Below are 19,734 nucleotides of genomic sequence, written 5' to 3' on the forward strand. Positions count from 1 at the left end.
CTGCGCGGCATTGGGTTGTTTTTTACAGAATCTGTATTCGTTTTGCAGGGCTCTCTTCACTAGGGCCGTTTCTCTAACTCTTATCCTTCTTCACCGGGGTGGTCACGAGCTTATATCCCACGCCGCGTATCGATTCGATCTGCACCGATTGTTGGTTCATCTCCAGCTTCTTGCGCAAGGAGCTGACATGGACGTCGACGGTACGCTGGCCGCCGATATAATCGAAGCCCCAGACGATGTTCATCAGATCGTCCCGCGTCACGACGACCCCGGGCCGCTGCACCAAATACAGCAATACCTCAAACTCCTTGGGCCGCAGCGGAATCGATTCTCCGACCAGAACAACCTCGTACTTCTCGGGGTAAATCATCAAATCGCCGGCCATGATAACCTTCTCGCCGTTCCCCGTCTTCTCGTGAGCCGCTTCCTCCGACATCGTACGGCGAAGCACCGCGGACACCCGGGCGAGCAGCTCGGCCACACCGAACGGCTTCGTGATGTAATCGTCTGCGCCGTACTTCAGCCCCTGCACGACTTCCTCTTCCGCATTACGTGCGGTTAGAATGATAACCGGCGTCTTATTGCCCTTCTGCCGGAGCTTCGATAAAATATCAAAACCGTTCATCCCGGGAAGCATGATATCGAGCACAATCAGATCGAACTGCTGCTGCAGCGCTGCCTGCAAACCGTCGCTTCCGTGATCGATGACCTTGGTTTCATAGCCTTCTTGGGTTAAATTATAGGACAGCAATCTTGCTAACGTAGGCTCGTCTTCGATAACAAGTATTTTTTGCGGCATGGGAATCCCCCGACTTCATATCTATATATACTTTAAGCTTAACATAGCCTGTCCGTGCTGACAAACCCGAAAAACTTTTAAAAACGTAACACGCTATGAAATAGATCAATGTATCAGCGGCATCTCAATGATAAACTTCGACCCGACGCCGACCTCGCTTTCGACGCGAATGGTGCCCTTGTGCAGCTCTACCAAGTGTTTCACAATTGACAAACCGAGTCCCGTCCCGCCTGAGCTTCGCGACCTCGCTTTATCCACCCGATAAAACCGTTCAAAGATACGCGGAATGTCCTTCTTTGGAATTCCGATTCCCGTATCGGTGATGGTAAAACGAACCTTGTCGCTCTCCACCGCATCGGAACCGCCCGTCATATGTTCGACGCGAATGCTCACTTTGCCGCCTTCCGGCGTATAGTTAATGCCGTTGGACAGCAGATTGATCAATATTTGCCGCAGCCGGTCTTCATCCGCCTCCATATAGATGTCTTCAGGAACCGACATTTGCAGTTCAATCTCTTTGCTCATGGCCTGTGAACGCAGCACATTCAGGCAGTTCCCGATGAACGGCTGCAGATGCACCGGTGAAAAATGGAGCGGAATCCGCTTCGATTCGATTTTCGAAAGCTCCAAAATATCGCCGATCAAGCGGTTCAAACGTTCGCTCTCGTCGAAGATGATCTGCAGAAACGATCGCGCCGTTTCCTTATCGTCGAGGGCCCCCGCCAGCAGCGTCTCGGCAAAGCCCTTCACGGCCGCGATCGGCGTCTTCAACTCATGCGACACATTGGCGACGAACTCGCTGCGCATCCGTTCCAGGCGGCGAACCGCCGTAATGTCGTGCAGGACGATCAGCAGACCCGACCACTTGGCGCTCACTTCGGAGATGGGGTTCAAGTTGATTTCGAGGATACGCTCGGTCGGGAAATAAAATACCATCTCGTCGCGGATATGCGCCTTCGAATCGATGCACTCTTGAATGAGCTGCGTAAATTCGAACTGCTGCTTCGCTTGATCAAAACGCTTGCCTAGCAGCTCCGGCGCGGAGAATCCGAGAATCTCCTCGGCAGAACGGTTTAACAGCACGATGTTACCGTCCCGATCGATCATGACGACGCCGCTGATCATGTTCTCCAGCACGCTTTTCAACCGGCTTTCGTCCTCGAGAATCCGGTTCATCTGCAGCTGCAAGCTGTCAGCCATCCGGTTAATGGCTATGCCGAGCTGCCCGATTTCATCTTTCTTGCTCACCTTGACCCTATACTTGTAGTTCATGTCCGTAATTTGCTGGGCTACGCTCGTGATCAGCTCGATAGGCCGGGTGACCCCATAAGCGATCCGGTAGCTGATCAGCCCGGCCAGCACGAACACGACCAGCAGACCGGAGAGCAGACCGAGCCAGACTTTACGGATCGATTGCTCCACTTCAGTTAAACTCATCGCGAGACGCAAATAACCGAGCTTCTCATCGCCTGCCTTCACCGGCAAAGCCGCATACAGCATGTTGCGTCCGAGCGTACTGCTGAACCGGGTCGCATACCCGATGCCGTCCCGGGACGCCGCAATAATCTCCTCGCGGTCCGAGTGATTCTCCATTCCTTTCGGATCGCTGTCCGAATCGCCCAGCACCGTACCGTCCGCTTGAATGAACGTCACACGCGCATCGGCCGATTGCTTCAGCATCAATGCCTTCCCGGTGAAATATTGAATCCTTTCTTCCATGGAAGCAAAGCCGGAGGCCTTCCACTCGACCGTCGTCATAATGATGCGCAGCTCGCGTTCCATATTTACTTTTAACGAATCGATATTCGACTGCTGCAGCATTCGCGCCATGAAAATACCGGCCAACAGCACGCTCGAGCCAATCAAGGCGATAAAAATGAAGGTCAGTCGCGCACGGAACTTATTCATCCTGTAAAGCTTCCCTCCAAGCTCGGGCATGCGGATGTCCGCTTGTCCGTCCCAAACATTTTACTCCTTATCCTAACGGCTTTGGTCAGGAAACGCCAGTTAATTTATTGTAAAGGCGCGACGCCATGAATTTTTTCATAAACAAACTGTTGATGGTCGCAAACGGCTGTTGAAAAAGGATCGACAGCACGACCGGCACCGCCGTCAGTGGACTGAAATACGCGAGCGCCAGCACGAGGCCGAGCGAAATATTCCGCATGCCGGACACGTACGTCAGTGTGACCAACATCTCCGGCTTCCGCAGCCAGAGCGATCCGGCAAGCCCGATGCCGTAGCAAAGGGCCACCAGGATGACGACCAGCGGCAGGACTGCCAGCAAATCGCCTTTCAGTTCCACCACATGCGGGGTAATGGCCGCCGCATTAATCAGAATGACCACGCACAGGGCGAGCTTGGAGGTCGGGCCGCAGAAAGGCGCCGACCACGCCTTGAACCGGTAGCGGGACAACTCATTCACCAGGATGCCGAGCAGCGTCGGAGCAACGACGATCATGACCAGGTCGAGCAGCATGCCGGCGTGGTCGAGCTCGATCGATGCGCCGAACAGAAACTCCAGTGCGCCGGGAATGACAAGCGGGCTCAGCGCCGTGTCGATCACGATCATGGCCAGCGTAAACGGCACGTGACCTCGGGACAGCGATACCCAGAGGACCGAGGACACGCCGAGCGGAATGATCGCGAACAGCACGAAGCCTACGACGTAAGGCGAATCCGCCCCGAAAACAGCGGCGCTCAGCGCATAAGCGACCAGGGGCGCCGCAATATGCGTCATCACGAATGTCAGCAGTATCGTACCGGGCATGCGCAGCGCTTCACAGATTTGCTTGATGCTGCAGCCCGACGCCATCACGAACGTCAAATAAGCGAACAGCAGCGGAATGGCGCCGACCCCGGATTTGAACTGCTCAGATAAAAGAAACCCGAGTATCAGCGATACCGGGGTTAAGAGAAATAAATAGGTTTCAATGAACGTATTGAGACGATTCCCTATCTGGTTCATGTCGGTCCGTCTTCCTGATTATACGAAAACGGGCTCTTTGAATTGAGCGAGTTTCGCGCGCGAGTCGTTCTCGACATCGGCATGCAGGCTGTTGCCGTGTGAATCCATCGTGACGATCGCGGCAAACCCTTCGGTTTGCAAATGCCACATCGCTTCCGGGATACCGAACTCAAGGAAGTCCACGCCTTCCACCTTCTTGAAACATTCGGCATAATATTGAGCCGCTCCGCCTATGGCGTTCAAATAGACGCCACCATGCTCCTGCAGCGCCTTCAACGTCTTCGCGCCCATACCGCCCTTGCCGATGACCGCACGGATGCCGAATTTCTTAATGATGTCGCCTTGATACGGCTCCTCGCGGATACTGGTTGTCGGTCCTGCTGCTTTCACGACCCAGTTCCCTTCGCCGTCCTTTGCCATGACCGGACCGCAATGATAAATAACCGCACCGTTCAGATCGATCGGCGAGTCGTGATCCATCAAATATTTGTGCAGCGCGTCGCGTCCGGTGTGCATCGGTCCGTTGATAATGACGACGTCGCCTACGCGAAGCGAACGAATTTGTTCTTCCGAGATCGGCGTTTGCAGCACGATTTCACGGCGTTCGCCGCTGTCAGCCGAAGCCGCGGCGTCCTTGACCGGCTCGTCCTTCTCCATCGGCAGCTCATTGCCTCTGCGGTATACCCATTCGGTGATGTCGCCCGTGCTCGGATCGATAAGCACGCCTTGACGGCGGAACGCCCAGCAGTTATAGGCCACCGACACGTAGAAGCTGGCCGGAAGCCGGTTCATGACGCCCACTTTACAGCCGAGCAGCGATACTTGACCGCCGAAGCCCATCGTCCCGATTCCGAGCTTATTGGCGTTCTCCATCACGTAATCTTCAAGCTTGCGCAGCTCTTCGTTCGGGTTCACATCGTCTACGGCACGGAACAATTGATGCTTCGCCAGCTCATAACCGGTCGTCCGGTCGCCGCCGATGCCTACGCCGATGAAACCCGCGCTACAGCCCTGTCCCTGCGCTTGGTAGACGGCGTGCATGATGCATTTACGGATACCGTCCAGGTCACGACCCGCTTTACCGAGTCCTTCGAGCTCGGTCGGCAGGCTGTACTGAATGTTTTTGTTCTCGCAGCCGCCGCCCTTCAGAATCAGCTTCGCTTCGATTTCCGGACGTTCCCATTGCTCAAAATGAATGACCGGCGTGCCGGGTCCGATGTTATCACCACTGTTCGCGCCTGTCAACGAATCCACGGAGTTCGTACGCAGCTTGCTGTCCTTCGTCGCTTTGGCTACCGCTTCAATGATCGCTTTCTTCATCTCGATCTGATTCGCCCCCACAGGGGTATGTACGATGAACGTCGGCATCCCCGTATCTTGGCAAATCGGCGACACGTTGCACTCCGCCATCCGGATGTTGTCAGCGATCGTCGACAACGACAACGCGGACCGCGTGCCCGCATCTTCCTTCAATCGCGCTTCCTGGATAGCTTCACGGACGTCGGCCGGAAGGTTTGTAGACGTTTCGACGATCAGTTTATAAATGCTCTCTTGAAATTGCTGCATGATGGGATAAAACTCCTTTCGGTGGCTGAAAACCTTATGTTTGGACATCTAGCATATAACTCTATCATACCATACACGTACGCCTGCTAGCACCTTGTTTTCATAGGTTTCATGCAGCGGTCCGGGGCTTTCGGCAACAGGTCACCAGCTTTTAATAATTTGGCTAGGGCATTCCGGCTCCGTATCGTGTATAATTCGTTGTGCGGCAAGTTTGACGCCATTAAACAGACTGGGATGATGATTGCATGGAAAGCCATTTTTTTGCGTATATGTACCGTCTCCGCTATATTGAGCGTTGGAGCCTGATGCGTAACGTGATGAAGGAAAACGTTGCGGAGCATTCGTTTCATGTCGCCATCCTGACGCACGTGCTGTGCACGATTGCCAACGACGTATACGACCGGAAGGTGCCGACGGACCGTATCGTCAGCATGGCGCTGTTTCACGATGCGACCGAAGTGTTTACCGGCGACATTCCGACCCCGGTGAAGCATCACAATCCGAAAATTTTATCCAATTTCCGCGAGATCGAACAGCTGGCCGCCGATCGGCTGCTGGATATGATTCCCGATTCGCTGCGCGCCGTCTACGATCCGCTGATTGATCCGAAGAAAAATACGGAGCTTTCGGAATATAAAAAGTACGTGAAAGCCGCCGACCTGCTCGACGCTTATTTGAAATGCGTCACCGAGCTATCCGCCGGAAACCGTGAATTTACGACGGCGAAGAAGCAGATCGAAGATACGATGGCGTCCATCAGCATGCCGGAGCTGAATTACTTTCTGGAGCATATGGCTCCGAGCTTCGAGAAGACGATCGACGAGCTGTAGACCACTCACCCCGAGGCGGACGATACCGACGACGAAGAAAGACCAGACTGCACGAGTCTGGTCTTTCTTTGATGGCGCTATTAAGCGAACCAATTCGGGAAATTCATCAAAGTGACGGTCAAGAAAAACAATACGCCGTTAATCAGCGCCAACGTTTTGATCGAGCCGAGCTGAGGTTTAATCGCGCTGCCGGATGACTCTTTCAGCGCAAGGCGCATACGCTTGCCCATGATGCCCGACAACGCGGCGATGCCGAGGAACAAGACAACCGCGAGCACCATCCAGACGATCGAATAATCGGCTTTGCTGACCAAATATCCCCCGGTTAGAAACGATAAAATCAGAGCGAATTGCCCGACGCGGTTCGTCGTAAACAGGACGCTAAGAAAACCGAATTGCGACGCCCCCGACTGCAGCTTATCCACACGATTGAGGAGAAACGGCAGCACCAAATAAATTCCCATCAAAATTGCGCTTACAACATGAATGTACAGCAGCACTTGCAGCATACGACGGCTTGCCTCCCTATACCTATTCTTAATACCTAGTATAACGGATGACCTAGCGCGTAGCAAACGGCCCCCGTCCCGCTTCAGCGGACATTCGTTATCCGGTAACGTTTGTCCCCAAAAAAAAATCGCAATCTCCGTTGGAACGGTAGATTGCGATCGGTTGGTGATGCGTAACGACGATTAGATCGTGACAACTTTGATGACGTTGCGTACGGAATCGGCCGATTTGTCGAGAGCCGCTTTTTCTTCCGGAAGCAGCTCGAGCTCAAATACTTTCTCGATGCCGTTGCCGCCAAGCAAGGTCGGCACGCCCATGAACAGGTTGTCGTAGCCGTACTCGCCTTGAAGCAAAGCGATCGAAGGAATGATGCGTTTTTTGTCTTTCAGTATCGCTTCCGTCATTTGCACGAGCGAAGCAGCCGGCGCGTAGTACGCGGAGCCGTTGCCGAGCAGGTTGACGATTTCGCCGCCGCCTGTGCGCGTGCGCTTCACGATCGCCTCGATGCGCTCAGCCGGGATCAATTTCTCAATCGGAATTCCGCCGACGTTGGAGTAACGAACGAGCGGAACCATGTCGTCGCCGTGGCCGCCGAGAACGAAGCCGCGAACGTCTTCAACGGATACGTTCAGTTCTTGTGCGATGAATGTGCAGTAACGCGCAGTGTCGAGTACGCCGGATTGGCCAATGACACGATTTTTCGGGAAGCCGAGCGTTTCATAAGCAACGTAAGTCATGGCATCAACCGGGTTGCTGAGGATGATAACGATCGATTCTGGGCTAGTTCTTTTCACGTTCTCACAAACGGACTTCACGATACCTGCGTTCGTGTTCACGAGGTCGTCGCGGCTCATGCCCGGCTTCCGAGCGATACCGGCCGTGATGATGACGATGTCGGAGTTCGCGGAATCGTCGTAGTTGGACGTGCCGACGATGTTCGCGTCGAAGCCTTGTACCGGAGAAGCTTCGAGCATGTCGAGCGCTTTCCCTTTGGTTGGGTTCTCAAGCTGCGGGATGTCGAGCAATACGACGTCGCCAAGCTCTTTCTGTGCCAGCATCAGCGCAGTTGTCGCGCCTGTGAAGCCTGCGCCGACGACCGTAATTTTTTTACGTTGAATAGCCATGATGAATCCCTCCCGAAATTATTAGTTTTATGGCGGGGACTGATCCCCTGCCGAAGCGCGCTCCCACACCCGAACGTAACGCTGGAACACCCACGCACGCATGAAAAGCGTGTCGTCGCAGCGCGCGAGCCCCTGTTCACGCCTACGACGACTAGAAGCGCTCCTGACTCCAAAACCTCATGGGTGACTCTTAGAAATTTTTAATAATCTCATCCGCAAACTGCGAGCATTTTACTTCCGTAGCGCCTTCCATCAAACGTGCAAAGTCATAAGTAACCGTTTTGTTGTTGATGGCCGTTTCCATTCCTTTGTAGATCAGCTCAGCCGCTTCCAGCCAGCCGAGGTGCTCAAGCAGCATAACGCCGGAGAGGATAACCGAACCCGGGTTTACAACGTCCAAACCTGCGTATTTCGGAGCCGTACCGTGCGTAGCTTCGAAAATGGCGTGGCCTGTTACATAGTTGATGTTCGCGCCTGGCGCGATACCGATACCGCCGACTTGAGCAGCCAGCGCGTCGGACAAGTAGTCGCCGTTCAAGTTCAACGTCGCGATGACGTCGAAGTCGGTCGGACGCGTCAATACTTGCTGCAGCGCGATATCCGCGATTGCGTCTTTCACGATGATTTTGCCAGCGGCTTCCGCTTCTTTTTGAGCTTTGTTCGCAGCATCTACGCCTTGAGCCTCTTTGATTTTATCGTATTGCGCCCAAGTGAAGGTTTTATCGCCGAACTCTTCCTCAGCCAGCTCATAACCCCAGTTTTTGAACGCGCCTTCGGTGAACTTCATGATGTTGCCTTTGTGTACGAGCGTAACGCTTTTGCGTTTGTGCTGGATCGCATATTCGATCGCTGCGCGGACCAAACGCTTGGAGCCTTCGGAGGAAACCGGCTTGACGCCGATACCGGAAGTTTCCGGGAAGCGGATCTTTTTGACGCCCATTTCATTTTGCAAGAAGGCAAGCACTTTCTTCACTTCTTCGGAACCTGCCGCCCACTCGATGCCGGCATAGATGTCTTCCGTATTTTCACGGAAAATAACCATGTCTACGAGCTCAGGACGTTTAACCGGAGAAGGCACGCCATTGAAGTAGCGAACCGGACGGGAGCATACATACAGGTCAAGCTCCTGGCGAAGCGCAACGTTCAAGGAGCGGATCCCGCCGCCGATTGGCGTAGTCAACGGTCCTTTGATGGCAACGATGTATTCGCGGATCGCAGTCAGCGTATCAGCCGGCAGCCAGTTGTTGAATTTATTAAAAGCTTTCTCGCCTGCAAACACTTCGTACCAAGCGATTTTCTTCTCGCCTTTATAAGCTTTCTCAACAGCCGCATCCAATACGCGCTTGGAAGCCGCCCAGATGTCAGGACCTGTGCCGTCACCTTCGATGAATGGGATGATCGGTTGGTTCGGAACGTTCAACTTGCCGTCGGTAATCGTGATGCGTTCGCCTTCTGTCGGCAAAGAATATTGCTCGAATTGTACCATGATTATGTAATCCTCCTCGTTAAATGAGAGCCGGCCTGCGCCGACTCGCGTAGTTAGGGTATACCTCAAAAAGATACGGGAGCTGCGGCATCCCGGTTTCCCTGAGTGAGCGCCGCAACAGCCCGTGTAGGTAACAGCATTATCGTGGCAAGAACCACTTTCGTTCGCTTGAAGCTCCGATTAGCGTTTCTCGATCGGAACGTAAGCTTGGTGAGAAGGTCCGGTGTACTCGGCACGCGGACGAATCAGACGGTTGTTCTCGTATTGCTCAAGGATATGCGCCGTCCATCCCGATGTACGGCTGATGGCGAAGATCGGCGTGAACAGGTCGCGCGGAATTTCCAGAGACGTGTATACGGAAGCGGAGTAGAAGTCGACGTTCGGCTTCAATCCTTTTTGACCGGTGACCAATTCTTCGATTTGGATGGACATGTCGTACCAGTTCATGTTCCCGGTCAGCTTGCCGAGCTCTTGGGACATTTTTTGGAGGTGCTTCGCGCGAGGATCGCCGTTTTTGTAAACGCGGTGACCGAAGCCCATAATTTTCTGTTTATTATCCAGCTTCTCGGTAATGTAGCTCTTCACATTGGCAGCCGTGCCGATTTCTTCGAGCATCGCCATAACCGCTTCGTTCGCGCCGCCGTGCAGAGGTCCTTTCAACGCGCCGATGGCGGAAGTGACGCCGGAATAAATGTCCGACAGCGTAGCTACGGTAACGCGAGCGGCGAACGTCGAAGCGTTCAGCTCATGATCGGCGTGGAGCACAAGCGCTTTGTCCAACGCTTCGATCGCAATTTTCTCCGGATTTTTGCCGGTCAGCATATACAAGAAGTTTTCCGAGATGCTGCCTGCATCCGCTTTCGGAGCGATCGGCTCGAGGCCTTTGCGGATGCGGTCGAACGCCGCAACGATCGTCGGCAGCTGAGCTTGCAATTTAATAGCCTTACGAAGGTTCGATTCCGGCGTCATATCGCCGGCTTCGGGATCGTAAAGCGCAAGACTGGAAACAGCGGTACGCAGAGCCGCCATCGTATTCACGTCTTTAGGGTACAGCTTGATTTGATTCAACACTTCGGCAGGCACCGCCGCGTTGCTGTTCAATTCCTGGATCAACCCGCTCAGCTCGGAGCGATTAGGCAGCTTGCCGTACCATAACAAATAGACAACCTCTTCGAACGTAGCGTTCTCGGCGAGGTCGTCGATATTGATGCCGCGATACGTGAGCACGCCGTCGATGATGGAGCTGATGGAGGAAGTTGTGGCTACGATTCCTTCCAAACCTTTGGTAGCAGTCAAGATAATCTCTCCTTTGTCGTTCGATTCACATAAGTCTACTATAAAGGATTTACCTATCAATGTGAACAAATTTAGACATAAAAGTTCATTATCAGCACCATAAAGAATGTTTCTTATTGCCTCGAAATCTATAATTTCCAGCAAAGCTGAACCATTTCGACGCTGCATGGAAACTTCGTTCAAGACGCGAAAGGATATTCCCCCCTGAGAAACTGCGATCAACCAAACTCCGCTTTATCGCCCTTCGCCTAAATTTGCATCCCACCTAGAAGCATGTCATAACCGATGTAAAATTATTCCCCAAAGTTTTGCAGCATCCAAAATCGATGTTAAAATAAGAGCATGACGACTTGCAAACAGGAGGTTTCCACATGAGCAGCAGCCGAAGAATCGGCATCATCGACATCGGTTCCAACTCCATTCGCCTCGCCATTTACGAACTGCTGGCCGCCGGCGGCTACCGCGTCGTCAGCGAGTTCAAGGAATCGGCCCGCTTAAGCGGCCGAATCGGAGCCGACGGTTCGTTACCTCCTGCCGAAATTCAAGCGACCGCACAAATTCTGAAGCATTTCAAACGCATTTGCGAGAAGCACGAAGTGTCCGAATTCCGCGCCGCGGCCACGGCGGCCATCCGCAATGCATCCAATTCGGAGAAGATCGTGGAGACGCTTCGCCAAGAAAGCGGCTTTCCCATCGAGATCATGTCCGGCGAGGACGAAGCGAGGATCGGCTTTCTCGGCATGATTCGAACGATGGACGTGGAAGACGGGTTTCTTGTCGATATCGGGGGCGGCAGCACGGAGGTCAGCTTATTCCGTAACCGCCAGCTCCAGCATAGCGTCTCCTTTCCTTTCGGGGCCGTTAACACGACGCGTAAATTCGCAACGGACGGCGAATTCCAAGAGGAGCAGCTGCTCGGGATTCGCCAAATGGTCGAGCAGGCGCTCGCCGGCGAGCCTTGGATCAAGGAAGCGCCGGGGCTCCCCTTGATCGGCCTCGGCGGCGGCGTGAGGACCTTAAGCAAAATCAGTCAGCGCAGGCGTAAATATTCGTTTCTGCAAACGCACAATTACACGGTGACGGCCGCCGAAATGGACGAGCTCGCCTCCTGGCTGCCGAGCCTGCCCGCCGAAAAGCGCAAGAAAGTCGACGGGCTAGCCAAAGACCGACACGACATCATCGTGCCCGGATTGCTCATCCTGCAGACGGTGTTCCGGGCGGTGAACGCTTCGCATTACGTGGTCAGCGGCGCCGGGTTGCGCGACGGCCTGTTCTTCGAATCGTTCGCGCCGGGTGACGGGACAGACCGGCAGGTCGCGGAGATCAGCTCGGACAACCTGCTCGCCCTCCATCCGACCGCGCCGGAAGCCCACATTCGGCAGGTGTGCGCGAACGCGCTTCGGCTGTACGATGCCTTGGCGGATGCGGGATCGCATGGTTATTGCCCGCGGATCAGGCTTGTCCTGAAAATCGCAGCCAAGCTGTACCGGATCGGCGCTTCGCTGCAGTATTATCAATACCAGAAGCACTCGTTTCATATGATCGCCCATACGCGGATCGACGGCTTGAGCCACCGCGAGATGCTCTTATGCGCCCTGATCGCTTCATTCAAGGCCAAGAGCCGCACACAGCAAGCCATGGCGCCTTACAAGGACATTCTGCTGGAGACAGACCTGGAGCTCATCTGCAAGCTTGGCGTCCTCCTGCAGCTTGCCATTGCGCTCGACGTCAGCGAAACGCAGGCGATCGAGGTCATGACCGCGTTCACCGAAGGAACCACGCTCCACCTTAAGGTGCGGACAAAGCACGACCCCTCTGCGGAATACAGAGAGGTCGAAGGCCAACAAAAAGATTTTAAAAAGGCTTGGGGCATTCAGCTTAACCTTCATGAGCTGTCGTTTTCCAAGAACTGATGCGCATCGCTTCGAATTGACTCCGCAGCGGTTCATCGTCGCCTGCGGTTACACGCTCGTAAAGCCCGTTCGGCTGCAGCTGGCGGGCTTTGACGTTATCCCGTAAGTTGAGCTGCAAAATATTGATCAGCGACTGCTGGATGTCCTTATCAAACACCGGGCACATCAGCTCGACGCGGCGCGTCAGGTTGCGGGTCATCCAGTCCGCACTGGCGATATAAACTTCAGGCTCCCCTTCGTTCTCGAAGTAGAAGATCCGGGAATGCTCGAGAAACCGGTCCACGATGCTGCGCACCGTGATGTGCTCGCTCAGGCTCGGCACGCCCGGACGCAAGCAGCAGACGCCCCGTACGATCAAATCGATCTTCACGCCTGCTTGCGACGCTTGGTATAACTCGTCAACCATCTGCTGATTCGACAGCGAGTTAAATTTCGCGATGATGCGGGCCGGTTTCCCTTCCGCGGCGTGTTTCGCTTCCCGGCGAATTTTCTCGAACAGCTTATCCATCATATCCGTCGGAGCGACGCCGAACGCTTTCCAGTTATGCGGCGCCGAGTAACCGGTCACCTCGTTGAACAGCGCCGACGCGTCCTCGCCGATCACCTTGTGCGAGGTGAACAAGCCGACGTCGGTGTACAGCTTCGCCGTATTATCGTTGTAGTTGCCCGTTCCGACGTGCACGTACCGGTGCAGTCCATCCTGCTCCTGACGGACGACGAGCGTAATTTTGGCGTGCGTCTTTAAGCCGATCAGACCGTACACGACATGGCAGCCCGATTGCTCCAGCATCCGCGCCCAGGCGATGTTGCGCTCCTCGTCAAAACGCGCCTTCAGCTCGACGACAACCGTCACCTGCTTGCCGGATTCGGCCGCCCGGGCCAGCGCTTGAATGAGCGGCGAGTTGCCGCTGACGCGATATAATGTCATCTTGATTGCGAGCACCTGCGGATCGTAGGCCGCTTGGCAAATGAAATCGGTCACCGCATCGAACGATTCGTACGGGTGATATACGAGCACGTCGCGCTGCCGCAGCTTGGCGAACAGATCTTCGATATCATCCAGCTCGGCCGGGTACACCGACTCAATCGGTTTATACCGCAAATGATCGTAGCCCTTCAGCGAGCCTGTCAGTTTCATCAAATACGTCAAATCAATCGGTCCGTCGATCTCGAAGACGTTGTCCGTAATCTCGAACTCCTCCGTTAACTGCTTCAGCGCATAGGGATGCATCCCTTTCTGCACCTCGAGGCGTACCGGGTCCCCCCAGCGGCGGCGGCGCAGCTGGTTCTCGATTTCCTCCAGCAAATCCTCGGCGCCTTCCTCATTCAAGGTCAAATCGGCGTTGCGCGTTAACCGGAACGCTTGTACCGATACCGCGGTATACCCGCTGAAGAGCGTATGGATGTGCTGCTCGATCAGCTCTTCGATCAAAATAAACTCGTGCTTCTTGCTGTTGGCGCGAGCCGGCACCTCAATAAACCGCATCAGGTTCGAAGGCACCTGCAAAATGGCGAAATAAGGCTCGTCCTCCGGGTCGTCCCCTTCCTTCATCAGCACGACGGCCAAATAAACGGCTTGCGTACGGACGAGCGGAAACGGCCGGGCTTGGTCGACCGCCATCGGGGTTAATACCGGAAATACGATCTCATGATAATACGCATCCATCGCCCTGCGCTGTGTGACCGTCAAGTCTTCGTAATCAGCGATATAAATGCCTTCTTTACCGAGCAGACGCAAGATTTCGCGGTATGTGCGGTATTGCTCGGACACCATTTTCGACGAGCGTTTCATAATACGCTTGAACAATCCCGCCGGCGTATACCCGGTGAAATCTTTTTTCGTATACCCCGCTTTAATCTGGTCCTTGATACCCGCCACGCGAACGCTCATAAACTCGTCCAAGTTGGAGGAAACGATCGATAAGAACTTCACACGCTCCAGGAGAGGCGTCGTCGGGTCCTGAGCTTCCTCCATGACCCGCCAGTTAAACTCCGCCCAGCTCAGATCTCGGTTCAAGTAATGATTCGCCGCTTCTCGGGAAGTCGTCTCCTTCATCGGATACCCATCCTCCATGCCCTTACTTTGTCATCTACCGTCCTACTTCATTCATCGTAATTCGACATTGTTAAAAGAAAATAGGTCTTTTGTAAATTTTATGTTAACGTTACTGAAAAATACGCTGTTTTTACATATGGCTGCCGATTAAAGCATACAAGTCCGGCGCTTCGCGGTCAATTCGCGTCGGCTTCCAATCCCGGTTCACCCATACATGACGCGTGCTTCCGGTGACGAGCAGCTCTTCGCCGCGCTTCACCTCATAAGCAAAATCGAGACGCAGATGGGTAAACGCCGTCACCCGCGTATAAATCGTCACCGTATCATCGTATTTGGCCGGCTGCTTGAATTTAAGGTCCGCTTCGATCAACGGCAGCAGCAAGCCGCGCGCCTCGAGGGTTTGGTATGGCATGCCCAGAGAGCGAATCATCTCCGTGCGGCCGACTTCAAACCACGTCAAATAGTTGGCATGATACACGACGCCCATTTGATCCGTCTCCTGATAGCGTACGCGGAATTCACAACTAAACCCATTCATGCCCTCACCCTCCATCCGTCTCATTCACATTGAGGTGCTGCCACAATGAAAAGAGCGAAACCGATATTCGATTTCGCTCGCTCCATGTTCATATAATTACAAAACCCGCGCGCGGCCGGAGTAGATAACCCCGACTTCCGGGTAAATCGAAACTTCCGTACCGTCTTTCAAAATTTGCAGCGCATTCTCGACGCCGACGATCACCGGCTTGCCCAGGCTGATGCCGACAACCGCCGCGTGCGACGTAATACCGCCCGTTTCGGTAATAACCGCGGCTGCCTTCCCGAAGGCCGGCATGTAGTCCCGGTCCGTCGTCGGCGTAATCAAAATGCAGCCCTCTGTCGCTTTCGCATTCGCCTCATCCGCGCTGCTCGCGGTGATGACTTTGCCGGTTGCGATTTGCGTCCCGATGCCTTGACCCTTGGCGATCATCTCGCCGATCTGGTGCACTTTAATCAAGTTCGTCGTTCCGGAGCGGCCAACCGGAACGCCCGCTGTGATGACGACGATATCGCCCAGGCTCACGTATCCCGCTCTCACGCTCGTATCGACGGCCAGTTCGAACAATTGGTCGGTCGACGTGCACGACTCGCCCTTCAACGGCACGACGCCCCATACGAGCGACAGGCGGCGCAGTACACGCTCGTCCGGCGTAACCGCGATGACCGGCGCTTTCGGCCGGTACTTGGACACCATACGCGCCGTATAACCGCTCTCGGTCGCCGTAAGGATCGCGCGCGCATCCAGATCGAGCGCGGAGTTAGCAACCGCTTGGCTGATCGCTTCGGTTACGGTCGTTTGCTGCGCATTGCTTTGGCGGATGAAAATTTCGCGGTGCTCCAGCGCCGCCTCCGCACGCTCGGCGATGCGCGCCATCGTCAGCACGGACTCGACCGGATATTTCCCGGCCGCCGTCTCGCCGGACAGCATCACCGCGTCGGTGCCGTCGAAAATCGCGTTCGCGACGTCGCTCGCTTCCGCACGCGTCGGACGCGGGTTGCGCTGCATCGAGTCGAGCATCATCGTCGCAGTGATGACCGGCTTGCCCGCTTGGTTACACTTCTTGATCATCGCCTTCTGTACGATCGGCACGTCTTCGGCCGGAATTTCCACGCCGAGGTCGCCGCGCGCAACCATCAGGCCGTCGGACACCTCCAGAATTTCGTCGAGGTTCTCGACGCCTTCCTGGTTTTCGATTTTCGAAATGATTTGAATATGGGTCGCGTTGTGGCGCTCCAAAATTTCACGGATTTCGATCACGTCGCTCGCCTTCCGCACGAAAGAAGCTGCGATGAAATCGACGCCCTGCTGAATGCCGAACACGATATCGTTCGCGTCTTTCTCTGTAATCCCCGGCAGGTTGATTTTCACGCCCGGCACGTTAACGCCTTTCTTGCCGCCCAGCAATCCGCCGTTCTTGATGCGGCATACGATATCGGTGCCTCGGATGTCTTCAACCGTCAACCCGATCAAGCCGTCGTCAATCAGGATGGTGGAGCCGATCTTCACGTCTTTGTACAAATCCCGATACGTGATGTACACGCGCTGTGCGTCGCCTACGATTTCTTCGGTCGTGAGCGTGATCAGCTGGTCCTGCACAAGCTCAACCTTCTGGTCGTCTTTCAGCTTGCCTGTACGGATTTCCGGCCCTTTGGTATCGAGCAGAATGGCAATGTCGCTTCTACCCAGCTCTTGGCACGCCTGACGCACGTTCTTGATCCGGTTGCCGTGCTCCTCGAAGTCGCCGTGAGAGAAGTTGAGACGGGCGACGTTCATTCCCGCTCCGATTAATTTCTTAAACATATCCAGCGATTCGCTCACCGGGCCGATCGTACATACAATTTTCGTTCTACGCATGGTTTCCCTCCTGGATGGTCGTAAAGCGTCCTATCTGTCTAAACTTTCGATAACGGTCTTCCACAAGCTCTTCCTCGTTCAGCTTGAGCAATTCCTGCAAATGCCTCCACAACGTTTGCTTGATCGCCTCGGCCTGCATGACAACGTCCCGATGGGCGCCGCCTTTCGGTTCCGGGATGATCTCATCAATCACGTCCAGCTTCAGAATTTCGTCGGCCGTAATTTTCATCGCTTCGGCCGCCTCCATTGATTTCGAAGCGTCTTTATACAAAATCGAGGCCGCCCCTTCCGGACTGATGACCGAATAGATGGCGTTCTCGAGCATAAACACACGGTTGCCGACCCCGAGCGCAAGCGCTCCGCCGCTGCCGCCTTCACCGATGACGACACACAGGATCGGCACGCGCATCGAAGCCATTTCAAGCAAATTGCGCGCGATCGCTTCCCCTTGGCCGCGCTCTTCGGCGGCGTTGCCCGGGTAAGCTCCCTTCGTATCGATAAAGGTAATGATCGGCCGCTTGAACTTATCGGCTTGTCTCATCATACGCAGCGCTTTACGGAAGCCCTCCGGATGCGGACTGCCAAAGTGACGGGCGATGTTGTCCTTGGTGTCTTTCCCTTTCTGATGACCGACCACCGTTACGGGAATGCCGTTGAAACGGGCAATGCCGCCTACTATGGCAAGGTCGTCGCCATAGAGACGGTCACCGTGAAGTTCGATGAAGTCGGTAAACAAATGCTGGATGTAATCCAGCGTCGTCGGCCGCTGCGCGTGGCGGGCGACCTGCATTTTTTGCCGGGTCGACATGCTGGCGTACAGCTCGGCCTCGAGCTCCGCAAGACGATGCTCCAAGCGGGCAATTTCTTCAGAGAAATCGATCTGCTTATCCCGGCTGAATTTGCGCAGCTCCTCGATTTTGGCGCGAAGCTCCACAAGCGGCTGCTCAAAGGGCATTTCACTTGCCATTCGCGACTTCCTCCTTTACGGTATGCATGCTAAGAAGCTTGGCCAGCATGCTGCGCAAATCTTTGCGGTGCGCCACCAAGTCCACTTGTCCATGTTTCAGGTTGAATTCCGACGTCTGGAAATTGTCCGGAAGCTTCTGACGAATCGTCTGCTCGATGACACGCCGTCCCGTAAAACCGAAAGCCGCTCCAGGCTCGGCGATGATATAATCGCCGAGCATCGCGAAGCTCGCCGATACGCCGCCGAAGGTCGGATCGGTAATGACCGATATGTAAAGTCCGCCCCGCTCGTTCAGCTTGGACAATGCCGCGCTCGTCTTGGCCATCTGCATCAAGCTTAGAATGCTCTCCTGCATCCGCGCGCCGCCCGATGTCGAGAAGATGATGACCGGCCGCTGATGCTCCATCGCGTACTCAATCGCTCTCGTTACTTTCTCCCCGACGACCGAGCCGAGCGAACCGCCCATAAAGTCGAAGCTCATCGCCGCCACGACTACCGGATGTCCGCCGATCCGGCCCTCGCCCGTGATCACCGCATCCTGCATACCGGTGGATTCCATCGCCTTGCTGTATTTACTCGCATAATCCGGAAACTGGAGCGGATCGACCGACACGATCTCACTGTCGAACTCGGTAAACTCGCCGTCGTCCATCGTCATCTGAATGCGCTCCACCGCATTCAGCCTGTAATGGTAATCGCACGACGAACACACCTTCAAGTTTTTATCCAGCTCTTTGTTGTATTGAATCGTACCACACTGCGGGCACTTATTCATCAATCCTTCGGGAATTTCGCGTCTCGGCCGTTCTTCGGGCACGTCGATGCCCCCGTCGAGCGGGAGCTTGACACTAGGCCTGTCCGCCGAAGGAACCGTGGCATACTTCCTTTTCTTCTGAAACAAGTCTTTGAATTGCACGACTACACCTCGCCTTACCGTTGTTGGACTTGTCCGTGCTTGCCGCCAGCTGCCTTGGACGTGCTGGTTAAGATCTATGCAAAATGGTATTCAGCACCTCTTGTACTTCTTCCAATTCGCCTTCGGGAACTAAAATTTCAAATTGATTTTTGGTCATATTAATAGCCCGAACTTGTACCAGAAAGCCTTCTTCCGTTAGCTTTTGCTTGATTCTATCAGCAATTTTCGCGGTTGGAGCGATATAGATCACGGTCCACATGAAACAAGACCTCCCGAACATAATGGAATAATGATATCATAACTCCACTTTTTCCCGCAACCGAGGTTGTGACGCTGCAAGTGGGGCTTGTCCCTGCGAAAATGCCGGAAAACGGGCAAAAAACGATTCGCCCGTTACGTTTGTCCATCCAATTCGTCTTGATGCTTATGCGCGATACGGGCCGAAGCGGCGGCCGCAAGACCTGCCACCAAGTCGTCCAGGAAGACGTGAATGCTCGTCGAATGATCGTTCAAATCCCGGATAATGCCGTTTTTTTTCTTATCCAAGTACCCGAAGCTCGTCAAACCGATCATGCCGTACACATGCACGATGCCAAGCGCCAGCGTTTCGTCGACGCCGTAGAGCGACTCGTCCTGTTCCATCAGCTGCTGCAGCGGATCGGGCAGCAGCTTCTGCTCGGCCAGCTCGTCGAGCGCGATACCGGTGTACAGCACATACTGCACCTCGCGCTTGGCCAGCACGGCCAGCACGCTTTCGATGCAAGCCTCCTTGGACAATGCCGGGTTATACGGAACCTGCAGCTCGTGCACGATATCGGCGATCCGATCGACGGTCACCCCGCGCTTTTCCAACCATTCCACGATAGGTAGATGCGACATAACAACAACGCCTCCTTCGATACATTCGT

The 19,734-nt window shown here is 54.6% G+C and carries 17 protein-coding genes; 2 read left to right on the plus strand and 15 right to left on the minus strand.

What is annotated here, in order from left to right:
* Positions 1-73: 73 nt before the first annotated feature.
* The 4 genes from ACZ439_RS06460 to ACZ439_RS06475 form a co-directional block, all read right to left on the minus strand.
* Complete coding sequence (locus ACZ439_RS06460; RefSeq protein WP_054797443.1) at positions 74-799, minus strand: response regulator transcription factor; 726 nt, start codon at positions 797-799, stop codon at positions 74-76.
* A gap of 105 nt (positions 800-904) precedes the next feature.
* The gene (pnpS, locus tag ACZ439_RS06465) at positions 905-2,707 is read right to left on the minus strand and encodes a two-component system histidine kinase PnpS (protein ID WP_054797462.1); all 1,803 of its coding nucleotides are present in this window, start codon (positions 2,705-2,707) and stop codon (positions 905-907) included.
* A gap of 85 nt (positions 2,708-2,792) precedes the next feature.
* Positions 2,793-3,767: a bile acid:sodium symporter family protein gene (locus ACZ439_RS06470; RefSeq protein ID WP_464620780.1), complete on the minus strand. Its 975-nt coding sequence runs from the start codon at positions 3,765-3,767 to the stop codon at positions 2,793-2,795.
* A gap of 18 nt (positions 3,768-3,785) precedes the next feature.
* Positions 3,786-5,333: a fumarate hydratase gene (locus ACZ439_RS06475; protein WP_127608741.1), complete on the minus strand. Its 1,548-nt coding sequence runs from the start codon at positions 5,331-5,333 to the stop codon at positions 3,786-3,788.
* A 245-nt stretch (positions 5,334-5,578) separates the two neighbouring features.
* Here ACZ439_RS06475 and yfbR point away from each other — a divergent pair, with 245 nt between their 5' ends.
* Entirely contained in the window at positions 5,579-6,163 is a 585-nt protein-coding gene (gene yfbR, locus ACZ439_RS06480; protein WP_127608742.1) for a 5'-deoxynucleotidase, read from the plus strand.
* Positions 6,164-6,243: 80 nt separating this feature from the next.
* On the opposite strand, the gene ACZ439_RS06485 is transcribed toward yfbR, so the two are convergent.
* The 4 genes from ACZ439_RS06485 to citZ form a co-directional block, all read right to left on the minus strand.
* Positions 6,244-6,672: a hypothetical protein gene (locus ACZ439_RS06485; RefSeq protein ID WP_054797442.1), complete on the minus strand. Its 429-nt coding sequence runs from the start codon at positions 6,670-6,672 to the stop codon at positions 6,244-6,246.
* Between the two features lie 183 nt (positions 6,673-6,855).
* Positions 6,856-7,797: a malate dehydrogenase gene (gene mdh, locus ACZ439_RS06490; protein WP_127608743.1), complete on the minus strand. Its 942-nt coding sequence runs from the start codon at positions 7,795-7,797 to the stop codon at positions 6,856-6,858.
* 190 nt (positions 7,798-7,987) lie between these two features.
* The gene (gene icd, locus ACZ439_RS06495) at positions 7,988-9,283 is read right to left on the minus strand and encodes an NADP-dependent isocitrate dehydrogenase (protein WP_127608744.1); all 1,296 of its coding nucleotides are present in this window, start codon (positions 9,281-9,283) and stop codon (positions 7,988-7,990) included.
* A gap of 180 nt (positions 9,284-9,463) precedes the next feature.
* A complete protein-coding gene (gene citZ, locus ACZ439_RS06500; RefSeq protein ID WP_372814488.1) occupies positions 9,464-10,579 on the minus strand; it encodes a citrate synthase in 1,116 nt (371 codons plus the stop codon).
* A 371-nt stretch (positions 10,580-10,950) separates the two neighbouring features.
* Here citZ and ACZ439_RS06505 point away from each other — a divergent pair, with 371 nt between their 5' ends.
* Complete coding sequence (locus ACZ439_RS06505) at positions 10,951-12,492, plus strand: Ppx/GppA phosphatase family protein (protein WP_464620781.1); 1,542 nt, start codon at positions 10,951-10,953, stop codon at positions 12,490-12,492.
* On the opposite strand, the gene ACZ439_RS06510 is transcribed toward ACZ439_RS06505, so the two are convergent.
* From ACZ439_RS06510 to ACZ439_RS06540, 7 genes are all read right to left on the minus strand, one after another.
* The gene (locus ACZ439_RS06510; protein WP_054799952.1) at positions 12,458-14,548 is read right to left on the minus strand and encodes an RNA degradosome polyphosphate kinase; all 2,091 of its coding nucleotides are present in this window, start codon (positions 14,546-14,548) and stop codon (positions 12,458-12,460) included. The two genes, ACZ439_RS06505 and ACZ439_RS06510, sit on opposite strands and share 35 nt — an antisense overlap.
* Positions 14,549-14,678: 130 nt before the next feature.
* Entirely contained in the window at positions 14,679-15,086 is a 408-nt protein-coding gene (locus ACZ439_RS06515; protein ID WP_230876343.1) for an acyl-CoA thioesterase, read from the minus strand.
* Between the two features lie 96 nt (positions 15,087-15,182).
* Positions 15,183-16,943: a pyruvate kinase gene (gene pyk / locus ACZ439_RS06520; RefSeq protein ID WP_054797440.1), complete on the minus strand. Its 1,761-nt coding sequence runs from the start codon at positions 16,941-16,943 to the stop codon at positions 15,183-15,185.
* Positions 16,936-17,910 (minus strand): acetyl-CoA carboxylase carboxyl transferase subunit alpha, encoded by a 975-nt coding sequence (accA, locus tag ACZ439_RS06525; protein WP_127608748.1) that lies wholly within the window; start codon positions 17,908-17,910, stop codon positions 16,936-16,938. Before accA ends, pyk begins: the two co-directional genes overlap by 8 nt.
* Positions 17,900-18,826 (minus strand): acetyl-CoA carboxylase, carboxyltransferase subunit beta, encoded by a 927-nt coding sequence (accD, locus tag ACZ439_RS06530; protein ID WP_054797439.1) that lies wholly within the window; start codon positions 18,824-18,826, stop codon positions 17,900-17,902. Before accD ends, accA begins: the two co-directional genes overlap by 11 nt.
* Before the next feature lie 67 nt (positions 18,827-18,893).
* Positions 18,894-19,085, minus strand: coding sequence for a hypothetical protein (locus tag ACZ439_RS06535; RefSeq protein ID WP_054797438.1), 192 nt, complete (start codon positions 19,083-19,085; stop codon positions 18,894-18,896).
* Positions 19,086-19,219: 134 nt separating this feature from the next.
* Positions 19,220-19,705, minus strand: coding sequence for a phosphatidylglycerophosphatase A family protein (locus ACZ439_RS06540; RefSeq protein WP_127608749.1), 486 nt, complete (start codon positions 19,703-19,705; stop codon positions 19,220-19,222).
* Between the last annotated feature and the right edge of the window lie 29 nt (positions 19,706-19,734).

The sequence above is a fragment of the Paenibacillus sp. JCM 9796 genome (assembly GCF_055379675.1).